Here is a 22,852-nt window from a genome sequence, read left to right on the forward strand (position 1 = left end):
ATTCGGGACTTGACACTGGCCGCGACCGCCGGCCGGCCCATGCCCAGCGGCCGGCTTACGGCGCCGCCAAGCTCGGCGGACGGGGCTTGTCAAGCCACGACATTCAGCGGCGTGACGGACATGTCGCGGCCGGGCCTACTGGAAGGGCGGCATCACGAGGGCGCCCTTCAAGGCCCCCGCTGCCGCAATTCACCCACGCGATCGATGCCCCGAGGCATCCCCCGACTGCGGAATGCACGCATTGAGGTGGTTCACCGATGTTTTCCTTGCCTGATGACCGGATGGGAGCTCAACCCACCGATGTCCTGACGGCCGGCCCGGCCGGCACCTCGACGCTGTCCGGCAGCAGGTCCGACGACGCCGGCCCGGCGGCGGAGACCGCGCGGCTCCTGGCGGAGGTGCTGGCCGGTGTCGTGGGTGTGCAGGAGGTGCCGGGCGACAGCGACTTCTTCGCGGAGCTCGGCGCCGACTCGCTGGTGATGGCGGGGTTCTGCGCCCGGGTGAGGAAGCGGTCGGACCTGCCGCCCGTATCGATGAAGGACGTCTACCGCAATCCGACGATCAACGCTCTGGCCTCCGCGCTGACCCAGGCCGCCGCCGCGGCCCCCGCACCCGCCCCCACGGCGCCCGCGGCCCCCGCACCCGCCCCCACGGCGCCCGCGGCCCCGGCGCGCGGGTCCGCAGCGCCCGTACCCCCTGGTCCCGCGGCCGGCGGACCGGCACCGGCCGCGCCCGGCCGGCCGCCTGCCCGTCCGTCCGTCCAACCGCCCGTCGAGCCCGACCCCGTCCCGGCCCCCACGCCGGCCCGGGCGGGGACGGGCCGGTACCTGCTGTGCGGCATGCTGCAGTTCCTGGCGTTCCTCGGCTATTCCTACCTCGCCGCCCTGAGCGCGGTCCGGGGCTTCGAGTGGGTCGCCGCCGGCACCGGTGTGCTCGACGTCTACCTGCGGTCCGTACTGCTGGGCAGCGCCGTCTTCGCCGGCCTGTGCGTCCTGCCGATCGCGGCGAAGTGGACCCTCATCGGTCGCTTCACACCCCGCGAGTTCCCCGTATGGAGCCTCGGCTACGTCCGCTGGTGGCTGGTCAAGACCTTGATCCGCAGCAGTCCTGCCCGCATGTTCGCCGGGTCCCCGCTGTACGCGGCGTATCTCAGGGCGCTGGGCGCGAAGATCGGCCGGAACGTCGCGATCTTCTCCACCCACATTCCCGTCTGCACCGACCTGATCACGATCGGTGACGGAACGGTGATCCGCAAGGACGCGAACCTCTCCGGCTACCGGGCACACGCCGGTCTCCTCCAGACCGGCCCCGTCACCCTCGGCAGCAACGTCCTCGTCAGTGAGCAGACCGTCCTCGACATCCACACCTCGATGGGCAGCCAGGCCCAGCTCGGACACGCCTCCAGCCTGCACGCCGGCCAGGCCGTCCCCGCCGGCGAGCGCTGGCACGGCTCACCGGCCGAGCCCACCGGCACGGACTTCCGCATGGCCGGAGGCGGCGCGTGCTCCACCGCCAGGAAGGTCCGCTACACCGCCGGGCAGCTGCTCGCCCTGCTGCTTGCGTACCTGCCGCTGGTCACGGGCGGCGCCACCGTGCTGCTGGCCCCCCTGTGGGAGCTGGCCGCGCCGTCAAGGGCCGGCAGTCCGGCGTTCACCAGCGCACCCTTCTACCTCGGTGCGCTGGCCGCGTCCTTCGTCCTGTTCTTCGGCGCCGCCCTCGCCGGGCTGGTCATCCAGGGCGTGGTGCCGCGCCTGCTCAACCTGGCGGTCAAGCCGGACACGGTCTACCCGCTCTACGGCGTGCACTACGGCCTGCAGCGCGCCATCGGGCGTCTGACCAACAGCAAGTTCTTCACGGCGCTGTTCGGGGACAGCTCCGCGATCGTCCACTACCTGCGCTACATCGGCTACGACCTGTCGCGTGTCACGCAGACCGGCTCGAACTTCGGCATCGAGGTGAAGCACGACAGCCCGTTCCTGAGCACGGTGGGCAGCAAGACGATGGTCGCCGACGGCCTGTCGGTCATCAACGCCGAGTTCTCCGACACGTCGTTCCGGCTGTCCCGCGTCTCGATCGGCGCCGACAACTTCCTCGGCAACCGCATCGCCTATCCCTCGCAGGCCAAGACCGGTGACAACTGCCTGCTGGCGACGAAGGTGATGGTCCCGGTCGACGGGGAGGTTCGGGAGAACACGGGCCTGCTGGGCTCGCCCGCCTTCGCCATCCCCCGCACGGTGATGCGCGACACCCGCTTCGAGGACCTGGAGACCGGCAGCGAACTGCACCGGCGGCTGGCCGCCAAGAACCGGCACAACGCCGTCACCGCGGCGCTGTACCTGACGGCGCGGTGGCTGCACGTCTTCGTCGTGACCCTCGTCGGCCTGGGCGCGGCAGTCCTCTACCCCGCGCTGGGTGTGTCCGCGTTCGCGCTGGCCGGTGTCCTCATCCTGCTGTTCACCGTCGTCCACTTCGCGCTGCTCGAACGGGCCACCACCGGATTCAAGACGCAGAAGCCGCTGTACTGCTCGATCTACGAGCCCTCGTTCTGGCGGCACGAGCGCTTCTGGAAGATGGCCTCGGTCGGCTACGCGCGGATCTTCGACGGGACCCCGTTCAAGAACGTCGTCTGGCGGCTGCTGGGCGCCCGGATCGGCAAGCGGGTCTTCGACGACGGCTGCTCCTTCCCGGAGCGGACCCTCATCACCATCGGGGACGACTGCACGCTGAACGCGGGCACGGTCATCCAGTGCCACTCGCAGGAGGACGGCGCCTTCAAGTCCGACCGGACCACGATCGGCGACGGCTGCACCCTCGGGGTCGGCGCGTACGTCCACTACGGCGTGACGCTGGGAGACGGCGTCCAGCTCGCCTGCGACTCCTTCCTCATGAAGGGCGAGCAGGTCCCGCGGCTCGCCCGGTGGGCGGGAAACCCGGCCCGGCAGATGCCCGACGAGGCCCCGGCACCCGCGAGGCCGCCGGCACACCTGCCCGGCGCGGCGCCCCTGCACCCCGACCCGCTCACCGGCATCTGACCCCCACGCATCAGCACCAGACAGGAGAGACCCCCATGGCACGCAACGCATCCACCAGCAGAGAGTTCTGGCACGGCGTCCTGGCCGCCGGCAGCGGCTTCGCTCCCCTTCCCCGATGGACCCGGGTGCCGGTGGCGGGCGTGGCCGAGTACGAGGCACCGGTCCCCGCCGGCCAAGCGGCTGCACTGCGCCGGCTGGCGGACGACCTGGCGGTGCCGCTGGACCGCGTGCTGCTGGCCGCCCACGCGAAGGTGCTCGCTGCGCTGAGCGGGGAACGGGACGTCACCACCGGTTACGTCACCGCCGCCGGGGACCGCCCGCTGCCGTTCAGGCTGACGACCGCCCCCGGATCGTGGCGCAGCCTGCTGGAGCACACCGGCCGCGCCCTCGCGGACCTGCTGGCCCACCGGGACTTCCCCGTCGAAGACCTCAGGCGCGAACTGGGCCTGGCCGACGCGCCGTTCGAGACGGTGCTGGATCCCACCGGCATCACCGGCATCACCGGCCTCAGCAGTGACCTTCCCGGCACCGACGGCACGCCGGCCCGGAACCGCAGCACCCTGCCCGCGGACACGGCGCTGTGGATCGGCGTCGCCCACCACGACGACGCACCGCCGAGGCTGCTGCTGCGCTACCGCACCGACGTCCTCGACGCGGACTGTGCCGCCCGGATCGCCGGCTACCACCTGACCGCGCTCGCCCTGATGGCCGCCGACCCGGACGCCGATCACCGAGGCCGGAGCCTGCTCTCGGCCCAAGAGCTCCGCTTCCAGCTCCACGACCTGGCCGGGCCGAGCCGAGACCTTCCCGGGCTCCGCGTGCACGAGCTGTTCGAGCGGCGGGTGCGGCAGCACCCGCACGCCGTGGCCGCCCAGCACGGCGACCGGCAGTGGACCTACCAGGAGCTCAACACCCGCGCCAACCAGCTGGCGCGCGCCCTGCAGGCCCAGGGCCTGCGGCGTGAAGGGGTGGTCGCGGTGGCCATGGAGCGGGACCTGGACTGGCCGGCCGCCGTCCTGGCCGTCTTCAAGGCCGGCGGCGCGTACCTGCCGATCGAGCCGGGCCTGCCGGCCGGACGCATCAAGTCCATGCTGGCCCGTGCCGGATGCGGGCTCGTGCTGACCCAGCCGGCCGCCACCGCCCACGTGCGGCAGGCCCTCGCCTCCCAGCCCGAGGTCCGGGTCCTGTTCGCCGACACCGTCTACGGCCAGGAGCACTCCGGGACCGACCTCGGCATCGACGTCGCACCCGACCAGCTGGCCTACATCTACTTCACCTCCGGCTCGACGGGGGAGCCCAAGGGAGCGATGTGCGAACAGGAGGGCATGCTCAACCACCTCTACGCCAAGATCGACGACCTCGAGATGGGGGAGGGGCAGGTGGTCGCCCAGACCGCGCCCCAGTGCTTCGACATCTCGCTGTGGCAACTGCTCGCCCCCCTGCTGGTCGGCGGGCGAACCCTGCTGATCGAGCAGGAAGCGATCCTCGACGCCGCACGGTTCGTCGACACCGTCGCCCGCGGCCGGGTCACCGTGCTGCAGGTCGTCCCCTCCTACCTCGACGTGGTCCTGTCCCACCTGGAGCAGCACCCCCGGACGCTGCCGGACCTGCGGTACGTGTCGGTCACCGGCGAGGCGCTGAAGAGGGAACTGGCCCAGCGCTGGTTCACCGCCCAGCCCCACATCAAGCTCGTCAACGCCTACGGGCTGACCGAGACCAGCGACGACACCAACCACGAGGTCATGGACCGCGTACCGGACACCGACCGGGTCCCGCTGGGCCCGCCGGTCAACAACGTGCACCTCTACGTCGTCGACGAGCACCTCGACCCGGTGCCGCTGGGTGCGCCCGGCGTGATCGCCTTCTCGGGGGTCTGCGTAGGCCGCGGCTACGTCAACGACCCCGAGCGCACCCGGCCGACCTACCTGGCCGACCCCCACCGCGAGGGCATGCGCCTGTACCGCAGCGCCGATGTCGGCCGCTGGCGGATCGACGGCAAGCTGGAGTTCCTCGGCCGCCGCGACAACCAGGTCAAGATCCGCGGTTTCCGTATCGAGACCGGCGAGATCGAGAACACCCTGCTGCGGGCCCCCGGGGTCCGCGACAGCGCCGTGGTGGTCACCGAACGGCCCGATCAGAGCGCCCACCTGGTGGCGTTCTATGCCGCGCCGCATCCGCTCGAAACCGGTGTCCTGCTGGACCTGCTGGGCGCGTCGCTGCCCGGGTACATGGTCCCCTCGGCCCTGCACTGGCAGGAGAGCCTCCCGCTGACCGCCAACAGCAAGATCGACCGGAAGGCCCTGACGGCCCTGGCCGCGCAGCTCCACGCCGTCGAGGACGCAGTGAAGGACGACACCCGGGAGCCGGCCACTCCCGCCGAACAGCGGCTGGCGGCCGCGTGGGCGAAGGTGCTCGGCGTCCCGCAGGGCCACATCGGCCGGCGCGACAACTTCTTCGACCGGGGCGGCACGTCCCTGTCGGCGGTGCGGCTCGCCGTCACCCTCGACCGCGCCGTGTCCCCGGCCGACGTGGCCCGCCACCCCGTCCTCACCGATCTGGCCCGCTTCCTCGACACCACGTCCCACCGGCGCCCCACCGCGCCCTCGGCCTCCTCCTGATGGCCGGCCGCCTCACCCACACCCCTGAAAGGACCCAGACCATGTCGCTCACCCGTCCCGCCCCGCTCAGCCCCGGCGCCGCGCCCACGGCCGCTTCCCGGGTCGACCTGAACCCCGGCAAACCCCCGATCCTGCACGTCCGCACCCCCGCGCCGGCCGATCTGCCGGCCTGGGCGGCCGAACACCGCCCCACCTTGCACGGCCTCGTCGCCGAGCACGGCGCCGTCCTCGTCCGCGGGGCCGGCCTGAGCGACAGCGGGCAGGCGGGGGCCGTCTTCGGCCAACTGGTCCCCGCCCTGATGACCGACACCGAGACCTTCGCCCCCCGCCAGGCCCACGCCCCCGGCGTGTACTCCTCCACGGTGTGGCCGGCCAACCAGCCCATGTGCATGCACCACGAGCTCAGCTACACCCACAGCCCTCCCGGCCTGATGCTGCTGGCCTGCCTGACGGCACCCGCCGCGGGCGGGGCCACCGCCCTCGCGGACGCCGCCACCGTCCTGGACGCGCTGCCGCCGGAACTCGTCCACCGCTTCGAGCAGGAAGGCTGGCTGCTCACCCGCACCTACAACGACGACATCGGCGCCTCCTGGACCGAGGCGTTCGGCACCGAGGACCCGGCCGTCGTCGAGGGCTACTGCCGCGCCCACGCCATCGAGTTCGCCTGGCAGGGCGACGGCAGCCTGCGCACCCGCCAGCTCCGCCCCGCCGTCGTGCGCCATCCGGTCACCGGCCGGCGCTGCTGGTTCAACCAGATCGCGTTCCTCAACGAGTGGACGCTGGCGCCCGAGGTACGGGAGTACCTCGTCGACGTCTACGGACCCGAAGCCCTGCCGTTCAACACCCACTTCGGAGACGGCGCCCCGATCAGCGAGGACGTGGTCGAGCTGATCAACACGGTCTACGCCGAGCACACCGTCCGCGAGCCGTGGCAGTCCGGCGACCTGATGCTCATCGACAACATCCGTACCGCCCACAGCAGGGAGGCGTTCGAGCCGCCGCGCGAGGTCCTCGTCGCCATGGCCGCACCGCAGGCCCCGGCCTCCTTCCCGCCCGCCCCGACCGCGGCCTCCGAGGGGAGCACCCGATGATCACCGTCCATTCCACTCCGACCCAGTCCCCCCTGTCCGACCCGAACGCGGCGTCACCCCGGTCCGCCGTGCCCCCGTTCGCCGTGATCCCCGGAGCCCAGGTCCAGCAGACCCTCCAGGGCCAGGAGCGCCGGATCACGGAGCTGATCGAGGACACCTACCATCTCCACGCCGCCGGGCAGTCGGTGAACCCGCCGTCGTACTTCCTGCGCTTCCCCGACCGCCCGACGGCCCGCATCATCGCCCTGCCCGCGTCGATCGGCGGACAGGCGCGGGTGGACGGCCTCAAGTGGATCTCCAGCTTCCCCGACAACGTGCAGGCCGGCCTCCCCAGGGCCTCCGCGGTGCTGATCCTCAACGACCACGACACCGGCTACCCGTTCGCCTGCCTGGAGAGCTCCATCATCAGCGCCACCCGGACCGCCGCGATGGCCGCATCGGCGGCCCGCACCCTCAGCCAAGGCCGGGGGACGCGGCCGGCCCGCGTCGGATTCTTCGGAACCGGGCTGATCGCCCGCTACATCCACACCTTCCTGGCCGCGACCGGCTGGTCCTTCGACGAGATCGGCGTGCACGACATCTCCGCCGACAGCGCCGCCGGCTTCCAGAGCTACCTGCAAGGCAGCGGCACGAGCGCCCGGCTCACCGTGCACGACAGCCCCGAGGAGCTGATCCGCTCCAGCGACCTGCTCGTCTTCGCCACCATCGCCGACCGGCCGCACATCACCGACCCGGCGTGGTTCGACCACAACCCCCTGGTCCTGCACGTGTCGCTGCGCGATCTCGCCCCCGAGATCCTGCTCGCCTCGACCAACATCGTCGACGACGTCGAGCACTGCCTGAAGGCCGACACCTCACCCCACCTGGCCGAACAGCTGACCGGAAGCCGCGAGTTCCTGGCCGGCACGCTGTACGACGTCACGGCGGGCCGCGTGGCGCTGCCGCAGGACCGGCCGGTGGTGTTCTCGCCCTTCGGCCTGGGCGTCCTCGACCTCGCCGTCGGCAAGCACGTCTACGACGAGGCGGCCCGCACCGGGCAACTGCAGGTCATCGACGGCTTCTTCCACGAGCTGCGGCGATACGGCTGAGGCGCCCGCGGCCGGCGCCGCCCGGGTGCACCGAACCAGCCGCGGAATCGGCGCGGTCGAGCCAGTCCCGGCCGCTGTGGCCGGTGACCCTGGTGGGGTCACCGGTCACTATGTAATGTCACATCGCGTGATCTTACGTCGTGCGGTATCGGCCGCTGCCCTCCTCGCCACCCTCCTCCCGGTGGCCGTCGCCTCGCCCGCCCACGCGGCCGACGGCGCGTCCGCCTGCCGCCCCCCGGCCCCGGCCGTGCCCGACGCCGAACAGGAACGGCTCGCGGACCCCCGTACCACCGCCCTCGTCGAGCGGGCCGGCCTCGGGGAGTTCGTACGCCGGCTGCCCACCGCGCTGTGCACGACGCGCAGCCCCGCCGAGTCCGAACGGCTCCTCGACTCCTGGGGCCAGGCCCTCTGGCAGGCCTCCGTGCGCAGGGCCCAGGGACAGCGGCCCGGCGGCGACCTCGCCCCCGGCGACGACCGGCCGCTGTACTGGGCGCGGCTCGGCATGACCGCCGTACTCGCCCGCTGGCAGCCGGTGTTCACCGTCGACCGGGCGGCGCTCCGGGCCCGTTTCGAGGACGCCTCCCGCGGCCTCACCGACAACGCCTTCCGGACGCAGCCCGGCGTACGAAGGATCTTCATCAGCGGGTTCGACCCCTTCGGCCTCGACGCGGAGATCCGCCGCGCCAACCCGTCCGGCTCGGCCGCCCTCCAGCTCAACGGGCGGCGGGTGACCCTCGCCGACGGCAGCCCCGCCGAGATCCGCGCCGTCGTCCTGCCCGTGCGGTACGCCGACTTCGACGCCGGCATGGTGGAGCGGGCCTTCGCCCCGCACCTGGCCGCCGGCCCCGCCGCGGCCGACATCATCACCACCGTCAGCCAGGGCTACCCCGGCATCTTCACCCTGGAGGACTGGGCGGGACGGGCGCGCTCCGCCGACCCGTACCCCGACAACGCGCGCGCCCTCTCCGGCGGCACCCGCGAACGTCCGGTGACGGCCCCCGGGCTCGGCCCGGGCCCGGAGTTCATCCGCACCACGCTGCCCGCCGACGCGGTGACCGCCGCCGTGCAGAGCCCGTACCCGGTCCTCCTCAACACCGAGGTGACCGAGATCCCGGCGGGCGCCACCGCTCCCGTCGACCGCGCCGACGGCCCGACACCCGGCTCACGGGCCGTGGCGGGCGGCGGGGGCGGCTACCTGTCCAACGAGGTCGCCTACCGCTCCAACCGACTGCGCGGCGAACTCGCCCCGCACCTGCCCGGCGGCCACCTGCACACCCCCGTGCTCACCGGACTGCCGGCCGACCCCCAGCAGCTCACCGGCCCCGAGTTCGAACGCAACGAGAGCGCGATCACCGCGGAGGTCCGCGCGGTCCTCGAACACGCCGCCGTACGGCGGTAGTCGCCGCCCCCGCCTGCGGTGCACCACCCGTCATGGGGCAGGATGGCAGCCCGTTCCGGATGCGCACACGCGCCCGAACGGGGCTTACCGCACGACGAACTGACAGGTGACAAGGTGACGACACACCTCATACGACGGTCGGCAGCGCCCGTCGCCACGCCCCGGAGCCGCCGCGCAGCGGAGGGGGTCCGTTGAACCGGGACCTCGTCCTGCACGACTGGCTGATCGCGGGCATCGCGGTGGCCGCGGGCGCCGCGGCCGGGCTGCTGCTGCGCGCCCTCCTGCGGTGGCTGGGCCGGCACGCCGAGCGGACCCGGTGGCGGGGGGACGACATCATCGTCGACGCGCTGCGCACCATCGCCCCGGGTGCCGCGGTCATCGCGGGCGCCGCGGTGGCCGCCACGACCCTGCCGCTCACCGCACGGGTCTCGGGGATCGTGAACCAGTCCCTCACCGCGCTGCTCATCCTGATCGCCACGCTCAGCACGGCGAGGGTCGTCGCGGGCCTCGTCCAGTCCGTGGCGGGGGCGCGCACCGGGGTGGCCGGGTCGGCGTCCATCTTCGTCAACATCACGCGGATCGTGGTCCTCGTGATGGGCGTGCTCGTCGCCCTGGAGACCCTCGGCGTGTCCATCGCGCCCCTGGTGACCGCCCTCGGCGTGGGCGGTCTGGCGGTGGCCCTGGCACTCCAGGACACCCTCGCCAACCTCTTCGCAGGGGTGCACATCCTCGCCTCCAAGACCGTGCAGCCCGGTGACTACATCCGGCTCACCAGCGGCGAGGAGGGGTACGTCGTCGACATCAACTGGCGCAACACCGTGGTGCGCAACCTGTCGAACAACCTGGTCATCATCCCCAACGGACGGCTCGCGCGGACCAACATGACCAACTTCACCCAGCCGGAAGCCAAGTTCTCGATCCTGGTCCAGGTGGGAGTCGGATACGAGAGCGACCTGGAGCACGTCGAGCGGGTGACCCTGGACGTCGTCGACAGCGTGATGGCCGACATCAACGGAGCGGTCCCCGAGCACGAAGCGGCCGTCCGCTTCCACACGTTCGCGGACTCGCGCATCGACTTCACCGTGATCCTGGGTGTGGGCGAGTTCAGCGACCAGTACCGGATCAAGCACGAGTTCATCAAGCGGCTGCACCGGCGGTTCCGCGCGGAGGGCATCTCGATCCCCGCCCCGACCCGTACGGTCGCCCTCCAGCGGGACCAGCTCCCGGCACCGTCCGCGCAGGTGCCGGTGCCCCAGCAGCGCGGGGCGTCACCGACGGTCCTGACGGACAGCGCCGGACGCTAGAGCGCCGTACGCCGTACGCCCCTGCCGGAGGCGAAGGACGCGCTCACGCCGAGCCGGCCGGGGCGGCCGGCTTCGCCACCGAGAGCGGCTCGGCGATGTCCTCCAGCGAGCGCCGCTCGGCCTTGACCGCCAGGAAGGCCGCCACGAGGCCGGCGGCGCACATCAGCGCGGCGCCGATCCGGAAGGCGAGTGCCGTGTCGCCGACCACCCCCGACTCGGTGAGGTCGGCGAAGATCAGCGGCCCGCTGATGCCGCCGGCCGCGGTGCCGAGGGCGTAGAAGAAGGCGATGGCCATGGCGCGGGTCTCCATGGGGAAGATCTCCGAGACGGTCAGGTACGCGCTGGAGGCGCCCGCCGACGCGAAGAACAGCACCACGCACCACCAGGCCGTCATGGTCGTCGCCGTGAGCGAACCCCGGTCGAACAGCCAGGCCGTGACGAACAGGAGCAGGCCCGAGACCAGGTAGGTGGAGGAGATCATGATCCGGCGGCCGAGCGTGTCGAACAGCTTGCCCAGCAGCAGGGGCCCGAGGAAGTTGCCCGCGGCGATGACGGCGAAGTAGTAGCCGGTGTGGCCCGTCGGCACGTCGAAGAACGTGATGAGGATGGTGCCGAAGCCGAAGGTGACGGCGTTGTAGAGGAACGCCTGGCCGATGAAGAGGGACAGGCCGAGGAAGGCGCGGCGCGGGTAGCGGCCGAAGACGGTCTTGGCGATCAGGCCGAAGCCGATGCTCTTGCGCTGGTGGATGGTGATCTCACCGGCCGGCGGCGGAAGGGGTTCGCCCTTCTCCTGCTCGATCTCGTGCTCCACGGAAGACACCAGGGCCTCGGCGTCCTCCTGCCTACCGTGGATGAACTGCCATCGCGGGCTCTCCGGGACGTGCCGGCGCACGAGCAGGATGACGAGGCCGAGGACGACGCCGAGCGCGAAACTGAGCCGCCAGCCCAGGTCCTTGGGGAAGATGGCGGTGTCCAGCAACACGACGGACAGCAGGGCGCCGCCGATCGCGCCCAGCCAGTAGCTGCCGTTGATGATGAGATCGACCCGGCCGCGGTAGAGGGACGGGATCAGCTCGTCGATCGCCGAGTTGATGGCCGCGTACTCGCCGCCGATACCGAAGCCGGTGAGGAAGCGGAAGAGGAAGAACCACCAGGACTCGAACGACAGCGCGGTCATCGCGGTCGCGCCGAGGTAGACGACCAAGGTCACCATGAAGAGCTTCTTGCGGCCGTAGCGGTCCGTCAGCCATCCGAAGAAGAGCGCGCCGGTGCAGGCCCCTGCCACGTAGAGGGCGGCGGCGATACCGGTGACCTGGGCCGCGGTGATGTCGAGGCCGCTGCCCTCCTCGGCGAGGCGGCCGGCGACGTTGCCGACGATGGTGACCTCGAGTCCGTCGAGGATCCAGACGGTGCCGAGGCCGATCACGATCATCCAGTGCCAGCGGGACCACGGCAGGCGGTCGAGTCGGGCCGGCACGGCTGTGGTGACGGTGGCCGTGGCGGCCGGCGCGGACACCGGCGACGAGTCGGATGCCATATTTCCCCGTTCCCTCCATCGCGAACGATCTCTGCCGTGCCGGATTCCCGGGAACCGGTCGGACATGCGGCCGTGGCCGCGCACGGCTGCCGGCCGGGTCCGGCGCGCCGCGCTGTTCGGCCCGCCGGCGCAGCCGGATCCCAGCTTGCGCGCAGTCCCCGGGCACACCCGCTGCGACACACCTGTGCGGCCGGCACGGTGCCCCGCGCCGGGGGACGGTGGCACGGATACGACAAGAAGATCCCCTCCGTGGGATCGACACGAATCCATTGACTATCGATCGCTATCGATCGATTATCGATGCATGCCTCGCTTCTTCATCACCGTGCTCCGTGCCGGCATCGCCGCGGCGATCCTCTTCGGCCTCTTCGGCCAGCTCGTCATCATCCCCACCACGGCGGCCGACGAGGTCGACGGCTTCCCCCCGTACGCCCCGTACGCCCTGCCCTACACGGTGGTTGCCCTCGCGGGGGTCGCCTGTGTGCAGGCCGTCCTCGCCGCGGCGTGGAGGCTGCTCACCATGGTCGAACGCGATGCGATCTTCTCGGCGGCGGCCTTCCGGTGGGTGGACACCATCATCGGCACCACCATCGCGGCGACGCTCCTCGCCTTCGCCGTCACCTGCCACCTGATGCTGGCCGACATCCCTTCCCCCGGTGACGGGATGGAGCTCATCAGCGCCTTCGCCGCCGCGACCGCGACCACCGGCATCGGGGCCTGCCTGGTCATGCTCCTCGTCATCATGCGCGGTCTGCTGCGCAAGGCGACCCACATGAAGAGCGAACTCGCCGAGGTGGTCTGATGGCCATCATCGTCGACCTCGACGTGCAACTCGCCAGACGCAAGCTCTCGGTGGCCGAGTTCTCCGCCGCCGTCGGCATCAGTCCCGCCAACATCGCGGTCCTGAAGAACGGCCGGGCGAAGGCGGTCCGGTTCACCACCCTCGACGCGATCTGCCGGACCCTCGACTGTCAGCCCGGCGACGTGCTGCGCTGGGTGCCTGATGATGCGGACGAGGTGTGAGTGCAGTGCAGCTCGGTGGTGTTCGGAGTGGAATTCGGGAAGGCTGGGGCGCATGGTTTCGGTAGTGCAGAACGTGGCGATCGACTGTGCGGATGCCTATGAGCTGGCCCGGTTCTGGAGCAGTGTGACGGGCCGTCCGATGGACCCGGACGCCGGCCCGGGGGACCGCGAGACCCAGGTGCTGCTGGCGGAGGGCCCGGTGCTGTACTTCAACCAGGTGCCCGAGGCGAAGACGATCAAGAACCGGATCCACCTGTGCCTGCGCCCCGAGACCTCGCGCGACCAGGAGGTGGACCGCCTGCTCGACCTCGGTGCCGCCTTCGTCTCCGATCACCGGAATCCTGACGTTGAGCCGGGAACACCCGGCCTGGTGGTCCTGGTCGCAACACGGCGCCCGCCGCCGCGAAGTCGGGCTCCGCACCCGCGACCCCCGCTTCGCACCCCTCGACACCCTCCGCTTCGGCCACCCCCGTGAGGCGGCCGCCTGGCTCGCATCACTCTGATCCGCCGGGCCGGGCCCGGACGGCGCCTTCGCGGCGCGGGGCCCCCGCGGCGAGCCCCCGCACCGCCCGCCGATCCTCCTCGCCACCCGTGCGGCCTAGCACCTGGTAGCGGGGCGCCGATCGACGCCTGTTGATGCCGGGACAGGTGTGCGCGCCGTGGTACGGGATATCAGAAGCCAAACCGGGCCATGATCGCGAAAGGTGCCGCCTGTGTCTCAGGAGCAACGTAAACGGGGGCAACGGCTGCGGCTGCCCGTGAAGGCGGCCCTCCCCGGCCGCCACCCGCAGGAGGACAAGCCGCCCGTGACCGACCGGGTGGTCTTCGGCGTGACGGCCGTGCTGACCTTGGGCTTCGTGATCTGGGGCGTCACGGCCACCAGCGCGCTCGAGAGCGTCTCCGACACCCTGCTGAACGGGCTGATGCACAACGGCGGCTGGGCGTTCGTCCTGGCCGCCTCGGGGTTCGTCGTCTTCGCCCTCTGGCTCGCCATCAGCCGGTACGGGCGCATCGAGCTGGGCCAGGAGCACGAGAAGCCGGAGTTCAGCACCGTCTCCTGGGTCGCCATGATGTTCAGCGCCGGCATGGGCATCGGCCTGATGTTCTACGGCGTCAGCGAACCCCTGGCGCACTACACCAATCCGCCGCCGGGCACCGACCCCGCGGACGCGGCGGACGCCATGCAGACGGCCCTGGCCACCACGCTCTTCCACTGGACGCTGCACCCGTGGGCCATCTACGCCGTGGTCGGCCTGGCCATCGCCTACAGCACGTTCCGGCGCCGCAGGCGGCAGACCATCAGCGCCGTCTTCGTCCCGCTCCTCGGGAAGAAGCGCGCCGAGGGCGCACCCGGCCGGGTGATCGACATCCTGGCGATCTTCGCCACGCTGTTCGGCTCCGCCACCTCCCTCGGGCTCGGCGCGCTCCAGATCGGCAGCGGCATGCACGAGGTGGGCTGGCTGGGCAAGGCCGGGACGGGGCTGCTCGTCGCCATCATCGGCGTACTGACCGTCTGCTTCGTCTTCTCCGCCGTCTCCGGTGTGGAGAAGGGCATCCAGTGGCTTTCCAACATCAACATGGTGCTGGCCGTCATCCTCGCGGTCTTCGTGTTCGTCGTCGGCCCCACCATCCTGGTCCTCGACCTGATCCCCACCTCCCTCGCGGCGTACTTCGACGAGCTGCCCCAGCTGATCGGCCGCACCGAGGCGTCCACCGGTGGCGGTGACGTCGCCGACTGGCTGAGCAGCTGGACGGTCTTCTACTGGGCCTGGTGGATCTCCTGGACCCCGTTCGTCGGCATGTTCATCGCCCGCATCAGCCGGGGCCGCACCATCCGCCAGTTCGTCGGCGGCGTCATCCTGGTGCCCAGCACCGTGAGCCTGGTCTGGTTCGCCATCTTCGGCGGCACGGCCATGCGGCTGAAGGAGCAGGGCGCCCTCGGCGCGGCGACCACGCCCGAGGCGCAGCTCTTCGGCGTGCTCCAGGAGTTCCCGATCGCCGGCGTGATGAGCCTGCTCGTGATGATCCTGGTCGGCATCTTCTTCGTCTCCGGCGCCGACGCGGCGTCGATCGTGATGGGCACCCTCTCCCAGAAGGGCACCTTCGAACCCGCCCGGTTCATCGTGGTCTTCTGGGGCGTGGTGACCGGTGGCGTGGCCGCGGTGATGCTGCTCGTCGGCGAGGGCAAGGGCGACGCCCTCGCGGGCCTGCAACACCTGACGATCCTCGTCGCGGCCCCGTTCGTCCTGGTGATGATCGGCATGTGCTGGGCCCTCCTGCGCGACCTGCGCCGCGACCCGCTGATCGTCCGCGGCGAACTCGCCGAGGAGGCGGTGGAGGAGGCCGTGATCGCCGGCCACGAGAAGTACGCGGGCGATTTCGAGATCCGCATCGGCCCGGCGAAGGACGAGCCGCCCCGGGAACCGAAGGAAGACCGCGACCGCAAGGACCCGGAAACCCCGCCGCCGTCCGCCTGACGGGCACACCCGCGTACGCCGAACCGCCGGCCCGGGCCTCGCACCCCGGCCCGGCGCGGCCGGCCCCGCCGCCCGAGCCCGAGCCGAGAGTGACTGCCGTGAACCGCATGGCCCCGGACCCGACCGTGCTCCACCCGTTTCCCGACCAGCCGCGCGTCGTTCTGCTGAAACCGCTGGTGACCTCGCCGCTGATCGAGGTCGGGGAGTACTCGTACTACGACGACCCGGAGGATCCGACCGCGTTCGAGTCCCGCAACGTGCTCTACCACTACGGGCCGGAGAAGCTGGTCATCGGGAAGTTCTGCGCGCTGGGCGCCGGGGTGCGGTTCATCATGAACGGGGCCAACCACCGCATGGACGGCCCCTCCACCTTCCCCTTCCCGATCATGGGCGGATCCTGGGCCGAGCACTTCGACCTGCTGGCCGGCCTGCCGGGAAGGGGTGACACCGTCGTCGGCAACGACGTCTGGTTCGGCTACCACACCATGGTCATGCCCGGCGTGCGCATCGGGCACGGCGCGGTCATCGCGTCCGGCGCCGTGGTCGTGGAGGACGTCCCCGACTACGGCATCGTCGGCGGCAACCCGGCCGGACTCATCCGCACCCGCTACGACGGCGACGAGGTCGCCCGCCTGCTCGACCTCGCCTGGTGGGACTGGCCCGCGGACCACCTCACCGAACACATCCGGACCATCATGTCCGGCACCGTCAACGACCTCGAAGGGATCGCCCCACGGGCCTGACCCGCGTTCCGAGTCGCCTCGCGGGGCGCCGGAACGGAGGATGGGGTGGGTGATGACGGTTCTGGTGGTCGGCGTGCCCGAGGGCGAACAGCTGGAGCTGCTGCGCTCGGGCATCCAGCGCAACCCGCACTTCCGGGTCGTGTCGCACGCCCACGATCCCGTGCTCGCGCTCGCCCGCGCCCGTGTCCTCCTCCCCGACATCACCGTCCTGTCCGTGCCCGCCGGGCTCGACAGCCTCGACGCGGATCCCGGCATCCTCCGCGTGTTCCACGGCGTGCGGACCCTGGACCCGCCGAGCGGAGTGGTGCTGCGCACGGCGGCCGCTCACGTGCCCCGCGCGGTGGCCGGACTCACGGTCGACGGAGCCGTCCACGTCGTGCGCGAGGGGGACGCCGAGGCCCTGATGCGCGCCCTGCGCACGATCGGGCTGCGCCGGGCCAGCTGCGACCCCGACGAGATGCCCTGACCGGACCGGGGACGACCGATGAGTTCCTCCGCGATCCGCAGTCATAGATCATGGTGGGCGCGCCGCGGCCACGAGCGTGGTCCGTGCGTGCACCGCCCGACCTGCTGCGAACCAGACACGAGGATCCTCAGATGCGTACGCTGATCAGCACCGCTTTCATCTCCCTCGACGGCGTCGTCGAGGGCCCCGGCGGCGAGCCCGGGTACCGCAACTCCGGATGGACCTTCAAGGACGTCGAGTTCCTTCCCGAGGCCTTCGAGATCAAGGGCCGTGAACAGAAGGAAGCCGCCGCGATGCTGCTGGGCCGGGCCAGCTACGAGGCGTTCAGCGCGGTGTGGCCGGACATGGAGGACTTCGCCGACTACAAGGAGATGCCGAAGTACGTCGTCTCCACCACCCTCGCCGAGGACGACCTGGTGGCCAACTGGGGCGAGACGACGATCCTGCGCTCACTCGAGGAGGTCGCCGCACTGAAGGAGACGGAGGGCGGGCCGATCATCGTCCACGGCAGCGCTTCCCTGAACCGGGCCCTGTCGGACGCCGGCCTGATCGACCGCTACCACCTCCTCGTCTTCCCGCTGCTGCTCGGGGCGGGCAAGCGCCTGTTCAGCACCACGGACAAGGACACCCAGAAGCTGAGGCTCGTCGAGCACGAGGCGTACGCCAACGGTCTGCAGAAGAACGTCTTCGACGTCGTCCGCTGACGGGGCGCCCCCGCGGTCGAGGGAGGGGAAGCGGACAGTAGCTGTCCGCAAGGGGGTGCACTCTGGGGTCGTCGGCCCACCCCGCCGACGGCGCTGGGCCCCGGACAGCCCGTCCGGGGCCCGGCGCTTCCCACCCCCACCAGCGAAAGGACGGCCCCGGCGGCCTCGGCCGCCACCGCCAGCCATGACGATCTCCCGACCGAGGATCACCGACGAGCAGCGGCGCGCCCGCCTCGCCACCGCCCACCTCCTGGCCCCCGGGGCGCGGGCGGCGACGCCCGAGCAGGTCGCCGACGCCCTCCTCGCCCTGCACGCCACGGACCCGGCCACCGTCTACCTGGCGGCAGCCGCCCGCATGGCCGATCCGGCGCCGGCGCGGCTGGAGCGGGCCCTGTACGAGGAGCGGAGCCTGCTGCGGATGCTGTGCATGCGCCGCACCATGTTCGTGGTGCCCCGCGACCTCGCGCCCGTGGTCGACGCGTCGACCGCAAGGGCTGTCGCGGCCCGGGAGCGCAAGAACCTCCTGAAGGTGCTCGGGGAGCAGCACGGCCACGGCGAGGGCTGGCTGGCCGCCGCGGAGCAGGCCGTCCTCGAGGCCCTGGCCGACTTCGGCGAAGCCACCGCCGCCGAGCTCGCGGCCGCGGTGCCCGCCCTGCGCACGCAGATCCTGGTCGCGCCCGGAAAGCCGTACCAGGCGACTCCCCGCATCACCAGCCGGGTGCTCGGCGTGTTGGCCGCGCAGGGCCGCATCCGGCGCGGCCGCCCGCTGGGCACCTGGGCGTCCTCGCAGTTCCGCTGGGCGCCGGCCGAACCCCACCCCGACATCCCGGCCGACGAGGCCCGTGCCGAACTCTGCGCCCGCTACCTGCGCTCCTTCGGCCCCTCGACCACCGAGGACGTCAAGTGGTGGACCGGCTGGACCCTCACCGACACCCGCCGGGCCCTGGAGCGCACCCACGCCATCGCGGTCGACCTCGCCCACGGGCCCGGCCACGCCCTGCCCGACCAGCTCGACCTGCCCTCCGGAACCGAACCCGCCGCCGCCCTGCTGCCCTCCCTCGACCCCACCGCCATGGGCTGGCGGCACCGCGACTGGTACCTCGACCCCGCCCACGTTCCCGAACTCTTCGACGCCTTCGGCAACATCGGCCCCACCATCTGGTGGGACGGCCGCATCGTCGGCGGCTGGACCCAGCGCCCGAACGGCGAGATCGCCACCCACCTCCTCGCCCCCGAAGGCCGCACCCGCGCGGCCCGGACGGCGATCGCCACCGAGACGGGGCGCCTGGCCGCCTTCCTCGGCGAGATCCGCATCCGGCCCAGCATGCGCACTCCCCTCGAACGCCGCCTGGCCGGCGGGTGACCCCGTCCGCGCCCGCCCTCGTGGTCTGACCGGCGACGAGGCAGGCTGATCACCGGCACATGAGGGAACGAGCTGCGGGGGTACGAGTTGGAGCTGATCGGGCGGGGACGCGAGGCTGATGTGTACGCCGTGGACGGGGACCGCGTGCTGCGCCGTTTCCGGGACGGGGGCCCGGCCGAGGACGAGGCACGGCTCCTGCGGTGGCTGGCCGCGCACGGCTACCCGGTGCCGGCCGTGCACGGGGTGGACGGCGCGGACCTGGTCATGGAGCGGCTGCACGGTCCGACCATGAGCGAGGCGCTGCGCAGCCGCCCGTGGCGGGCTCCGGCGTACGGCGCGCTGCTGGGCCGGCTGCACCGGGAGCTGCACGGTCTGCCCGATCCCGGCTGGCTGACCCGGCTCCCGGGCGGCGGCGGTGACGTCCGGGTGCTGCACCTCGATCTCCACCCGGAGAACGTCATCATCACGGACCGCGGTCCGAAGGTCATCGATTGGAGTACCTGCCGCGTCGGCGCCCCCGAGGTCGATGTGGCGATGACCTTCGTCATCCTCCGCGGCATCGTGCTGCGACCGCACGAGCGGCTGTTGATCCGGGGGTTCCTGCGGGCCATGGCCCGCACCTGCGGGGCCGACCGGGCCGCCGGCATGCCCGTGGCCACCGGGCGACGGCTGGCGGACCCCCACCTCACGGACGCCGAGGCCGTCCTGGTCCGTCGTCTGCGGCGCCTCTACGGCTGAGCCGGTTCGGCGACCGCGGGCGGTACGGCCCGCGGGTGCCGGGCGGCCTCGGCGGCGGTGTAGGAGGAGGTGAAGGTGAACGCGCGCGGGGACGGCCCGTGTGCGCGAAGGTCCGCCAGCCGCTCCAGGGCCTCGCCGACGGTCGGGAGGTGGCCGGCGGGCACCCACCAGAGCACCAGGTGGGACTCGACGTGCCGTTGGAACCATTCGCGGCGCCGCCGCATCACCTCCAGGTGTCCGCTGCGGTAGGCGAAGTCCCACAGGGCCTCCCGCGTCTCCCACACCGACAGGTTGACGATCACGTCCTCACCCGCCGGGCGCAGGCCGGTGGCGTCGCCCGCCCCTTCCTCCACGAGCCGCCACACGAAGCCGGGCGCGCCGTCGGCGGCCGCGTTGACCGGGTCGAGCATCTCGACGAAGGGCGCCATGCGCGGGTCGTCGAAGGGGTGGCGGAGCGTGGAGACGTTGAGTTGGGCGAGGTGGGCGGCGTGTCGGGATGCGGTCATGGCCTCATCCCAGCACGGCCCGCTTTTCTATGTCAACCATCATTGTTTTTAGAAGCCTCGACCACCACACAGCACTCGCCCGGTCGGGCGTCCATCCGGGCGCGGACCGGACCGTCCGTACCCAACAGCCCTTCCAGCAGTGCGAGGTTCATGCCGCAGACGAGCGGCGGGAAGCGTTCGGCGACGGCGTGGAAGGGGCAGTTGCGCATACGGACGACACGCGAGCCCGCCCCCTCGCCGCATTCGACGTCCTGGCCGCCGCCCTCGGCGGCCTCCGGCCCTTCCAGGTGTGGTTCGTAACCCCGGGCGGCCAGCACCTCCACGGCCTCTTCGAGGCCGGCGCAGGCCCCCGCCGAGCCGCGCAGGGCCTCCCCCCGGCGGCGCGCCGCCGCGCAGAGCCCGGAGTCCAGCCCGGCCTGCTCGGCGGCCTCGGCGAGCAGCTCGGCGGCGGTGCGGTAGTCGCGGGCGGGCAGCGACACCGACCACTCGGCCGGCGCCCGCGTGTACACCTTGGCGGGGCGGCCCGCCCCCGGCCCCGAGCGGCCCGTCAGGCGGCGGCTGCCGCTTTCCAGCAGTCCGGCCTCGGTCAGCTTGTCGAGGTGGTGTGCGGCGAGCGTGCGCGCCACTCCCGCCGCCTCGGCGGCCTCGTTGCGGCCGACCTCGCGGCCCTGCCCCGCCACGTACTCGTACAGGCGGCGCCGCACCGGGTCCTGCAACACCGCGATCGCATCAATGTCCTCCACCCGCCCATTCTAGGAACAACGCAGGTTGGAGATAGAGAAGCGAACCCGGCCGCCCGCTCCCGCCGCGCTTCACGGGGGTGTGGGCGAGGCGCGCCGCAGGCGGTCGAGGCGGCGGATGCCGGGGGTGGCGGCCGTGCCGTGGAGGAACACCGAGAGCAGGACGGTGAAGGATACGACGGACCACAGCTGCTCCGCTGTCGTGCCGAACTGCTCGCTGTGGCCGAGGGCGTAGGCGACGTAGAACAGGGAGCCGATGCCGCGCATGCCGAACACGGCCGTGACCAGGCGTTCGCGTGGGCCGGCCACCGTGCCCAGGAGGCCCACCCACCCGGCGACGGGCCGGACGACCAGGACCAGGAGCAGTCCGACGGCGGCGCCCTGCCACGTCAGCGAAGGCAGTCCGTACCGGACGAGGTAGCCCCCGAGCATGAACAGCAGGAAGGCGGTCAGCAGCCGCTCGATCTGTTCGGTGAACTCGTGCAGCACCTTGTGGTAGCCGTGGTCGCGTTCGGCGGACCGGATGGAGCAGGCCGTGACGAAGACGGCGAGGAACCCGTAGCCGTGCAGCAGTTCGGCCGCTCCGTACGCCACGAAGGTGGCGCCCAGCGCGACGAAGCCCTCCATGTGCTCCGAAAGCCGCAGGGCCGCAGACCGGGCCCGGAAGAACAGCAGGCCCAGCAGCCGTCCCGCGGCAACGCCGACGGCGAGCCCGACGACGGTCCGCACCAGTACGTCGACGAGGAGCCACTTCCCGATCCAGTCCGCCGCCCCTGCCCCCTGGGGTGCCGCGGCGAGGGCGAGCGCGGCCAGGACGAACGGGAAGGCGAGTCCGTCGTTGAGCCCCGCCTCGGCGGTGAGGGAGAACCGGACCTCGTCCTCGTCGTCCTCCGCGTCGGTCGGCTCGCCCACCCGGACCTCCGCCGCGAGCACCGGGTCCGTCGGCGACAGCACGGCCGCCAGCAGCAGCGCCGCGGCGAGCGGCCACTGGAGCAGCAGCGCCGCCGCCGCGGCCATCACCGCGATGGTCAGCGGCATGCTGATCCCCAGCAGCCGCCAGGGGCCCATCCAGCGCCGCAGGCCGACGGGACGGTTCAGGGCGAGCCCGGCCCCCATCAGGGAGACGATGACGCACAGCTCGGTCGCGTGCTCCACCCACAGCCGGTCCCGTTCCGGCTCCACCACCGGAACGGACAGCGGAAGGGCCGCGACCAGGGCCCCGGCGGCGAGGAACACCATCGGCATGGAGAGCGGCCGGCGGAACACGAGTCTGGGGAGCACGGCCGCGCCCAGCGCACCGATTCCCATGGCCAGGTACACGGCGTCGGAGAAAGTCACCCGTCCCATCCTGTCCGAAACGGATCAGTTCATGAGGGACCGCGGCAGGCAGGTCCGACGCGGTCTCGGGGACCTGCAGCGCGGTGCGGGCAGGGCGGGTCGGTGCCTGGTCAGCCGGCGTGCCACTGGTGGGGCCGGGCGCCCCGCCACTCCACCAGCTGCGGATCGTCGAGCACGTTCTCCGGCTCGATCACCCCGGCGGCCTCGAGGAAGACGATCAGGTCGTGGTCGGAGCGGGCCAGGCCGAGGGGCTCCTCGCGTCCGTCGCGGTGCAGCGCGACCTGCCGGCTGCCGTCCGGGGCGGGCCGGTGCACGACGATGGGAGCGGGGTTCATGTCTTCAGGGTGCGGCAGGGGCGGGGCGTTGTCGTCCCCCGACCATCGGCCCGGGGGAGCGGGGCCGGGCTAGGAGGCGGCTTGAGCCGGTCCCGCGGTCCGCCGCGTCGGGTCGGTTTCGGGTGTGGTCCGGTCATGGTGCGCGGCTCCCGGGCAGGCGGGGTTGGCGCAGGGTGCGTCGGCGTACAGCGGGACGTACACGCCCATCGTCTTGTACCGCTGGACCGTCGAGGGCAGGGGCTGCTTGCAGGACGGGCAGAGGCTGCCGGGGCGGGTCGCCGCAGGGTGCTTTTCTTCGTACATATTTCGACTTTACGTCCGCTTTGCTCCGATTTGAAGAGCCCTTTGGA

At 72.0% G+C, this 22,852-nt stretch carries 21 protein-coding genes; 15 read left to right on the plus strand and 6 right to left on the minus strand.

The annotated features are described in order from the left end of the window. Positions 1–281 precede the first annotated feature (281 nt). From AB0D66_RS17960 to AB0D66_RS17985, 6 genes are all read left to right on the plus strand, one after another. Complete coding sequence (locus AB0D66_RS17960) at positions 282–3,032, plus strand: Pls/PosA family non-ribosomal peptide synthetase (RefSeq protein ID WP_362303746.1); 2,751 nt, start codon at positions 282–284, stop codon at positions 3,030–3,032. A 35-nt stretch (positions 3,033–3,067) separates the two neighbouring features. Further along, a complete protein-coding gene (locus tag AB0D66_RS17965) occupies positions 3,068–5,650 on the plus strand; it encodes an amino acid adenylation domain-containing protein (RefSeq protein ID WP_362303749.1) in 2,583 nt (860 codons plus the stop codon). Positions 5,651–5,691: 41 nt separating this feature from the next. Beyond that, a complete protein-coding gene (locus AB0D66_RS17970) occupies positions 5,692–6,741 on the plus strand; it encodes a TauD/TfdA family dioxygenase (protein ID WP_362303751.1) in 1,050 nt (349 codons plus the stop codon). Further along, a complete protein-coding gene (sbnB, locus tag AB0D66_RS17975) occupies positions 6,738–7,829 on the plus strand; it encodes a 2,3-diaminopropionate biosynthesis protein SbnB (protein WP_362303754.1) in 1,092 nt (363 codons plus the stop codon). Before AB0D66_RS17970 ends, sbnB begins: the two co-directional genes overlap by 4 nt. 127 nt (positions 7,830–7,956) lie before the next feature. Next, complete coding sequence (locus AB0D66_RS17980) at positions 7,957–9,228, plus strand: pyroglutamyl peptidase (RefSeq protein WP_362303757.1); 1,272 nt, start codon at positions 7,957–7,959, stop codon at positions 9,226–9,228. A gap of 191 nt (positions 9,229–9,419) precedes the next feature. Further along, a complete protein-coding gene (locus AB0D66_RS17985; RefSeq protein ID WP_362303760.1) occupies positions 9,420–10,532 on the plus strand; it encodes a mechanosensitive ion channel family protein in 1,113 nt (370 codons plus the stop codon). 43 nt (positions 10,533–10,575) lie between these two features. Here the strand turns inward: AB0D66_RS17985 and AB0D66_RS17990 are convergent, their stop codons facing one another. Continuing rightward, entirely contained in the window at positions 10,576–12,069 is a 1,494-nt protein-coding gene (locus tag AB0D66_RS17990; protein ID WP_362303763.1) for an MFS transporter, read from the minus strand. Between the two features lie 304 nt (positions 12,070–12,373). On the opposite strand from AB0D66_RS17990, the gene AB0D66_RS17995 reads away from it, so the two are divergent. From AB0D66_RS17995 to AB0D66_RS18035, 9 genes are all read left to right on the plus strand, one after another. Beyond that, the gene (locus tag AB0D66_RS17995; RefSeq protein ID WP_362303766.1) at positions 12,374–12,871 is read left to right on the plus strand and encodes a DUF2975 domain-containing protein; all 498 of its coding nucleotides are present in this window, start codon (positions 12,374–12,376) and stop codon (positions 12,869–12,871) included. Next, positions 12,871–13,092, plus strand: a complete 222-nt coding sequence (locus AB0D66_RS18000) for a helix-turn-helix transcriptional regulator (RefSeq protein WP_362303769.1) — start codon at positions 12,871–12,873, stop codon at positions 13,090–13,092. The genes AB0D66_RS17995 and AB0D66_RS18000 overlap by 1 nt, the downstream gene beginning before the upstream one ends. Before the next feature lie 52 nt (positions 13,093–13,144). Further along, positions 13,145–13,567 (plus strand): VOC family protein, encoded by a 423-nt coding sequence (locus tag AB0D66_RS18005; RefSeq protein ID WP_362303772.1) that lies wholly within the window; start codon positions 13,145–13,147, stop codon positions 13,565–13,567. Positions 13,568–13,844: 277 nt separating this feature from the next. Then, on the plus strand, positions 13,845–15,569 hold the full coding sequence (locus tag AB0D66_RS18010) for a BCCT family transporter (RefSeq protein ID WP_362304002.1): 1,725 nt from the start codon (positions 13,845–13,847) through the stop codon (positions 15,567–15,569). Positions 15,570–15,676: 107 nt separating this feature from the next. Further along, the gene (locus AB0D66_RS18015) at positions 15,677–16,312 is read left to right on the plus strand and encodes a CatB-related O-acetyltransferase (protein WP_362304005.1); all 636 of its coding nucleotides are present in this window, start codon (positions 15,677–15,679) and stop codon (positions 16,310–16,312) included. Positions 16,313–16,364: 52 nt separating this feature from the next. Continuing rightward, positions 16,365–16,778 carry a hypothetical protein gene (locus AB0D66_RS18020; protein WP_362303775.1) on the plus strand — a complete coding sequence of 138 codons (414 nt, stop codon included), beginning with the start codon at positions 16,365–16,367 and terminating at the stop codon, positions 16,776–16,778. A gap of 131 nt (positions 16,779–16,909) precedes the next feature. After that, entirely contained in the window at positions 16,910–17,482 is a 573-nt protein-coding gene (locus tag AB0D66_RS18025) for a dihydrofolate reductase family protein (RefSeq protein ID WP_362303778.1), read from the plus strand. Positions 17,483–17,666: 184 nt separating this feature from the next. Beyond that, positions 17,667–18,845 carry a winged helix DNA-binding domain-containing protein gene (locus tag AB0D66_RS18030; protein ID WP_362303781.1) on the plus strand — a complete coding sequence of 393 codons (1,179 nt, stop codon included), beginning with the start codon at positions 17,667–17,669 and terminating at the stop codon, positions 18,843–18,845. Between the two features lie 87 nt (positions 18,846–18,932). Further along, positions 18,933–19,583: a phosphotransferase gene (locus tag AB0D66_RS18035; RefSeq protein WP_362303784.1), complete on the plus strand. Its 651-nt coding sequence runs from the start codon at positions 18,933–18,935 to the stop codon at positions 19,581–19,583. Here the strand turns inward: AB0D66_RS18035 and AB0D66_RS18040 are convergent. The 5 genes from AB0D66_RS18040 to AB0D66_RS18060 all read right to left on the minus strand — a co-directional run bounded on the left by AB0D66_RS18040 (position 19,574) and on the right by AB0D66_RS18060 (position 22,805). Continuing rightward, entirely contained in the window at positions 19,574–20,089 is a 516-nt protein-coding gene (locus AB0D66_RS18040; RefSeq protein ID WP_362303787.1) for a DUF3291 domain-containing protein, read from the minus strand. The two genes, AB0D66_RS18035 and AB0D66_RS18040, sit on opposite strands and share 10 nt — an antisense overlap. A 32-nt stretch (positions 20,090–20,121) precedes the next feature. Next, positions 20,122–20,832, minus strand: a complete 711-nt coding sequence (locus AB0D66_RS18045) for a helix-turn-helix domain-containing protein (RefSeq protein ID WP_362303789.1) — start codon at positions 20,830–20,832, stop codon at positions 20,122–20,124. A 69-nt stretch (positions 20,833–20,901) separates the two neighbouring features. Continuing rightward, positions 20,902–22,176: a cation:proton antiporter gene (locus AB0D66_RS18050; protein ID WP_362303792.1), complete on the minus strand. Its 1,275-nt coding sequence runs from the start codon at positions 22,174–22,176 to the stop codon at positions 20,902–20,904. 101 nt (positions 22,177–22,277) lie between these two features. Next, positions 22,278–22,502, minus strand: a complete 225-nt coding sequence (locus tag AB0D66_RS18055) for a hypothetical protein (protein ID WP_362303794.1) — start codon at positions 22,500–22,502, stop codon at positions 22,278–22,280. 69 nt (positions 22,503–22,571) lie between these two features. After that, positions 22,572–22,805 carry a hypothetical protein gene (locus AB0D66_RS18060; RefSeq protein WP_362303796.1) on the minus strand — a complete coding sequence of 78 codons (234 nt, stop codon included), beginning with the start codon at positions 22,803–22,805 and terminating at the stop codon, positions 22,572–22,574. Positions 22,806–22,852 lie beyond the last annotated feature (47 nt).

This window comes from Streptomyces sp. NPDC048270, assembly GCF_040652335.1.
GTDB lineage: Bacteria > Actinomycetota > Actinomycetes > Streptomycetales > Streptomycetaceae > Streptomyces.

What these genes read in the sequence shown, in the direction of transcription:
- AB0D66_RS17995 (WP_362303766.1), top strand. Translation starts at nt 12,374, where the DNA reads ATGCCTCGCTTCTTCATCACCGTGCTCCGTGCCGGCATCGCCGCGGCG.
- AB0D66_RS18040 (WP_362303787.1), bottom strand. Translation starts at nt 20,089, where the DNA reads ATGACCGCATCCCGACACGCCGCCCACCTCGCCCAACTCAACGTCTCC.
- AB0D66_RS18025 (WP_362303778.1), top strand. Translation starts at nt 16,910, where the DNA reads ATGCGTACGCTGATCAGCACCGCTTTCATCTCCCTCGACGGCGTCGTC.
- AB0D66_RS18015 (WP_362304005.1), top strand. Translation starts at nt 15,677, where the DNA reads ATGGCCCCGGACCCGACCGTGCTCCACCCGTTTCCCGACCAGCCGCGC.
- AB0D66_RS18030 (WP_362303781.1), top strand. Translation starts at nt 17,667, where the DNA reads ATGACGATCTCCCGACCGAGGATCACCGACGAGCAGCGGCGCGCCCGC.
- AB0D66_RS18020 (WP_362303775.1), top strand. Translation starts at nt 16,365, where the DNA reads ATGACGGTTCTGGTGGTCGGCGTGCCCGAGGGCGAACAGCTGGAGCTG.
- AB0D66_RS17960 (WP_362303746.1), top strand. Translation starts at nt 282, where the DNA reads ATGGGAGCTCAACCCACCGATGTCCTGACGGCCGGCCCGGCCGGCACC.
- AB0D66_RS18060 (WP_362303796.1), bottom strand. Translation starts at nt 22,805, where the DNA reads ATGTACGAAGAAAAGCACCCTGCGGCGACCCGCCCCGGCAGCCTCTGC.
- AB0D66_RS18005 (WP_362303772.1), top strand. Translation starts at nt 13,145, where the DNA reads ATGGTTTCGGTAGTGCAGAACGTGGCGATCGACTGTGCGGATGCCTAT.
- AB0D66_RS18000 (WP_362303769.1), top strand. Translation starts at nt 12,871, where the DNA reads ATGGCCATCATCGTCGACCTCGACGTGCAACTCGCCAGACGCAAGCTC.
- sbnB (WP_362303754.1), top strand. Translation starts at nt 6,738, where the DNA reads ATGATCACCGTCCATTCCACTCCGACCCAGTCCCCCCTGTCCGACCCG.
- AB0D66_RS17965 (WP_362303749.1), top strand. Translation starts at nt 3,068, where the DNA reads ATGGCACGCAACGCATCCACCAGCAGAGAGTTCTGGCACGGCGTCCTG.
- AB0D66_RS17990 (WP_362303763.1), bottom strand. Translation starts at nt 12,069, where the DNA reads ATGGCATCCGACTCGTCGCCGGTGTCCGCGCCGGCCGCCACGGCCACC.
- AB0D66_RS18050 (WP_362303792.1), bottom strand. Translation starts at nt 22,176, where the DNA reads ATGGGACGGGTGACTTTCTCCGACGCCGTGTACCTGGCCATGGGAATC.
- AB0D66_RS17970 (WP_362303751.1), top strand. Translation starts at nt 5,692, where the DNA reads ATGTCGCTCACCCGTCCCGCCCCGCTCAGCCCCGGCGCCGCGCCCACG.
- AB0D66_RS18055 (WP_362303794.1), bottom strand. Translation starts at nt 22,502, where the DNA reads ATGAACCCCGCTCCCATCGTCGTGCACCGGCCCGCCCCGGACGGCAGC.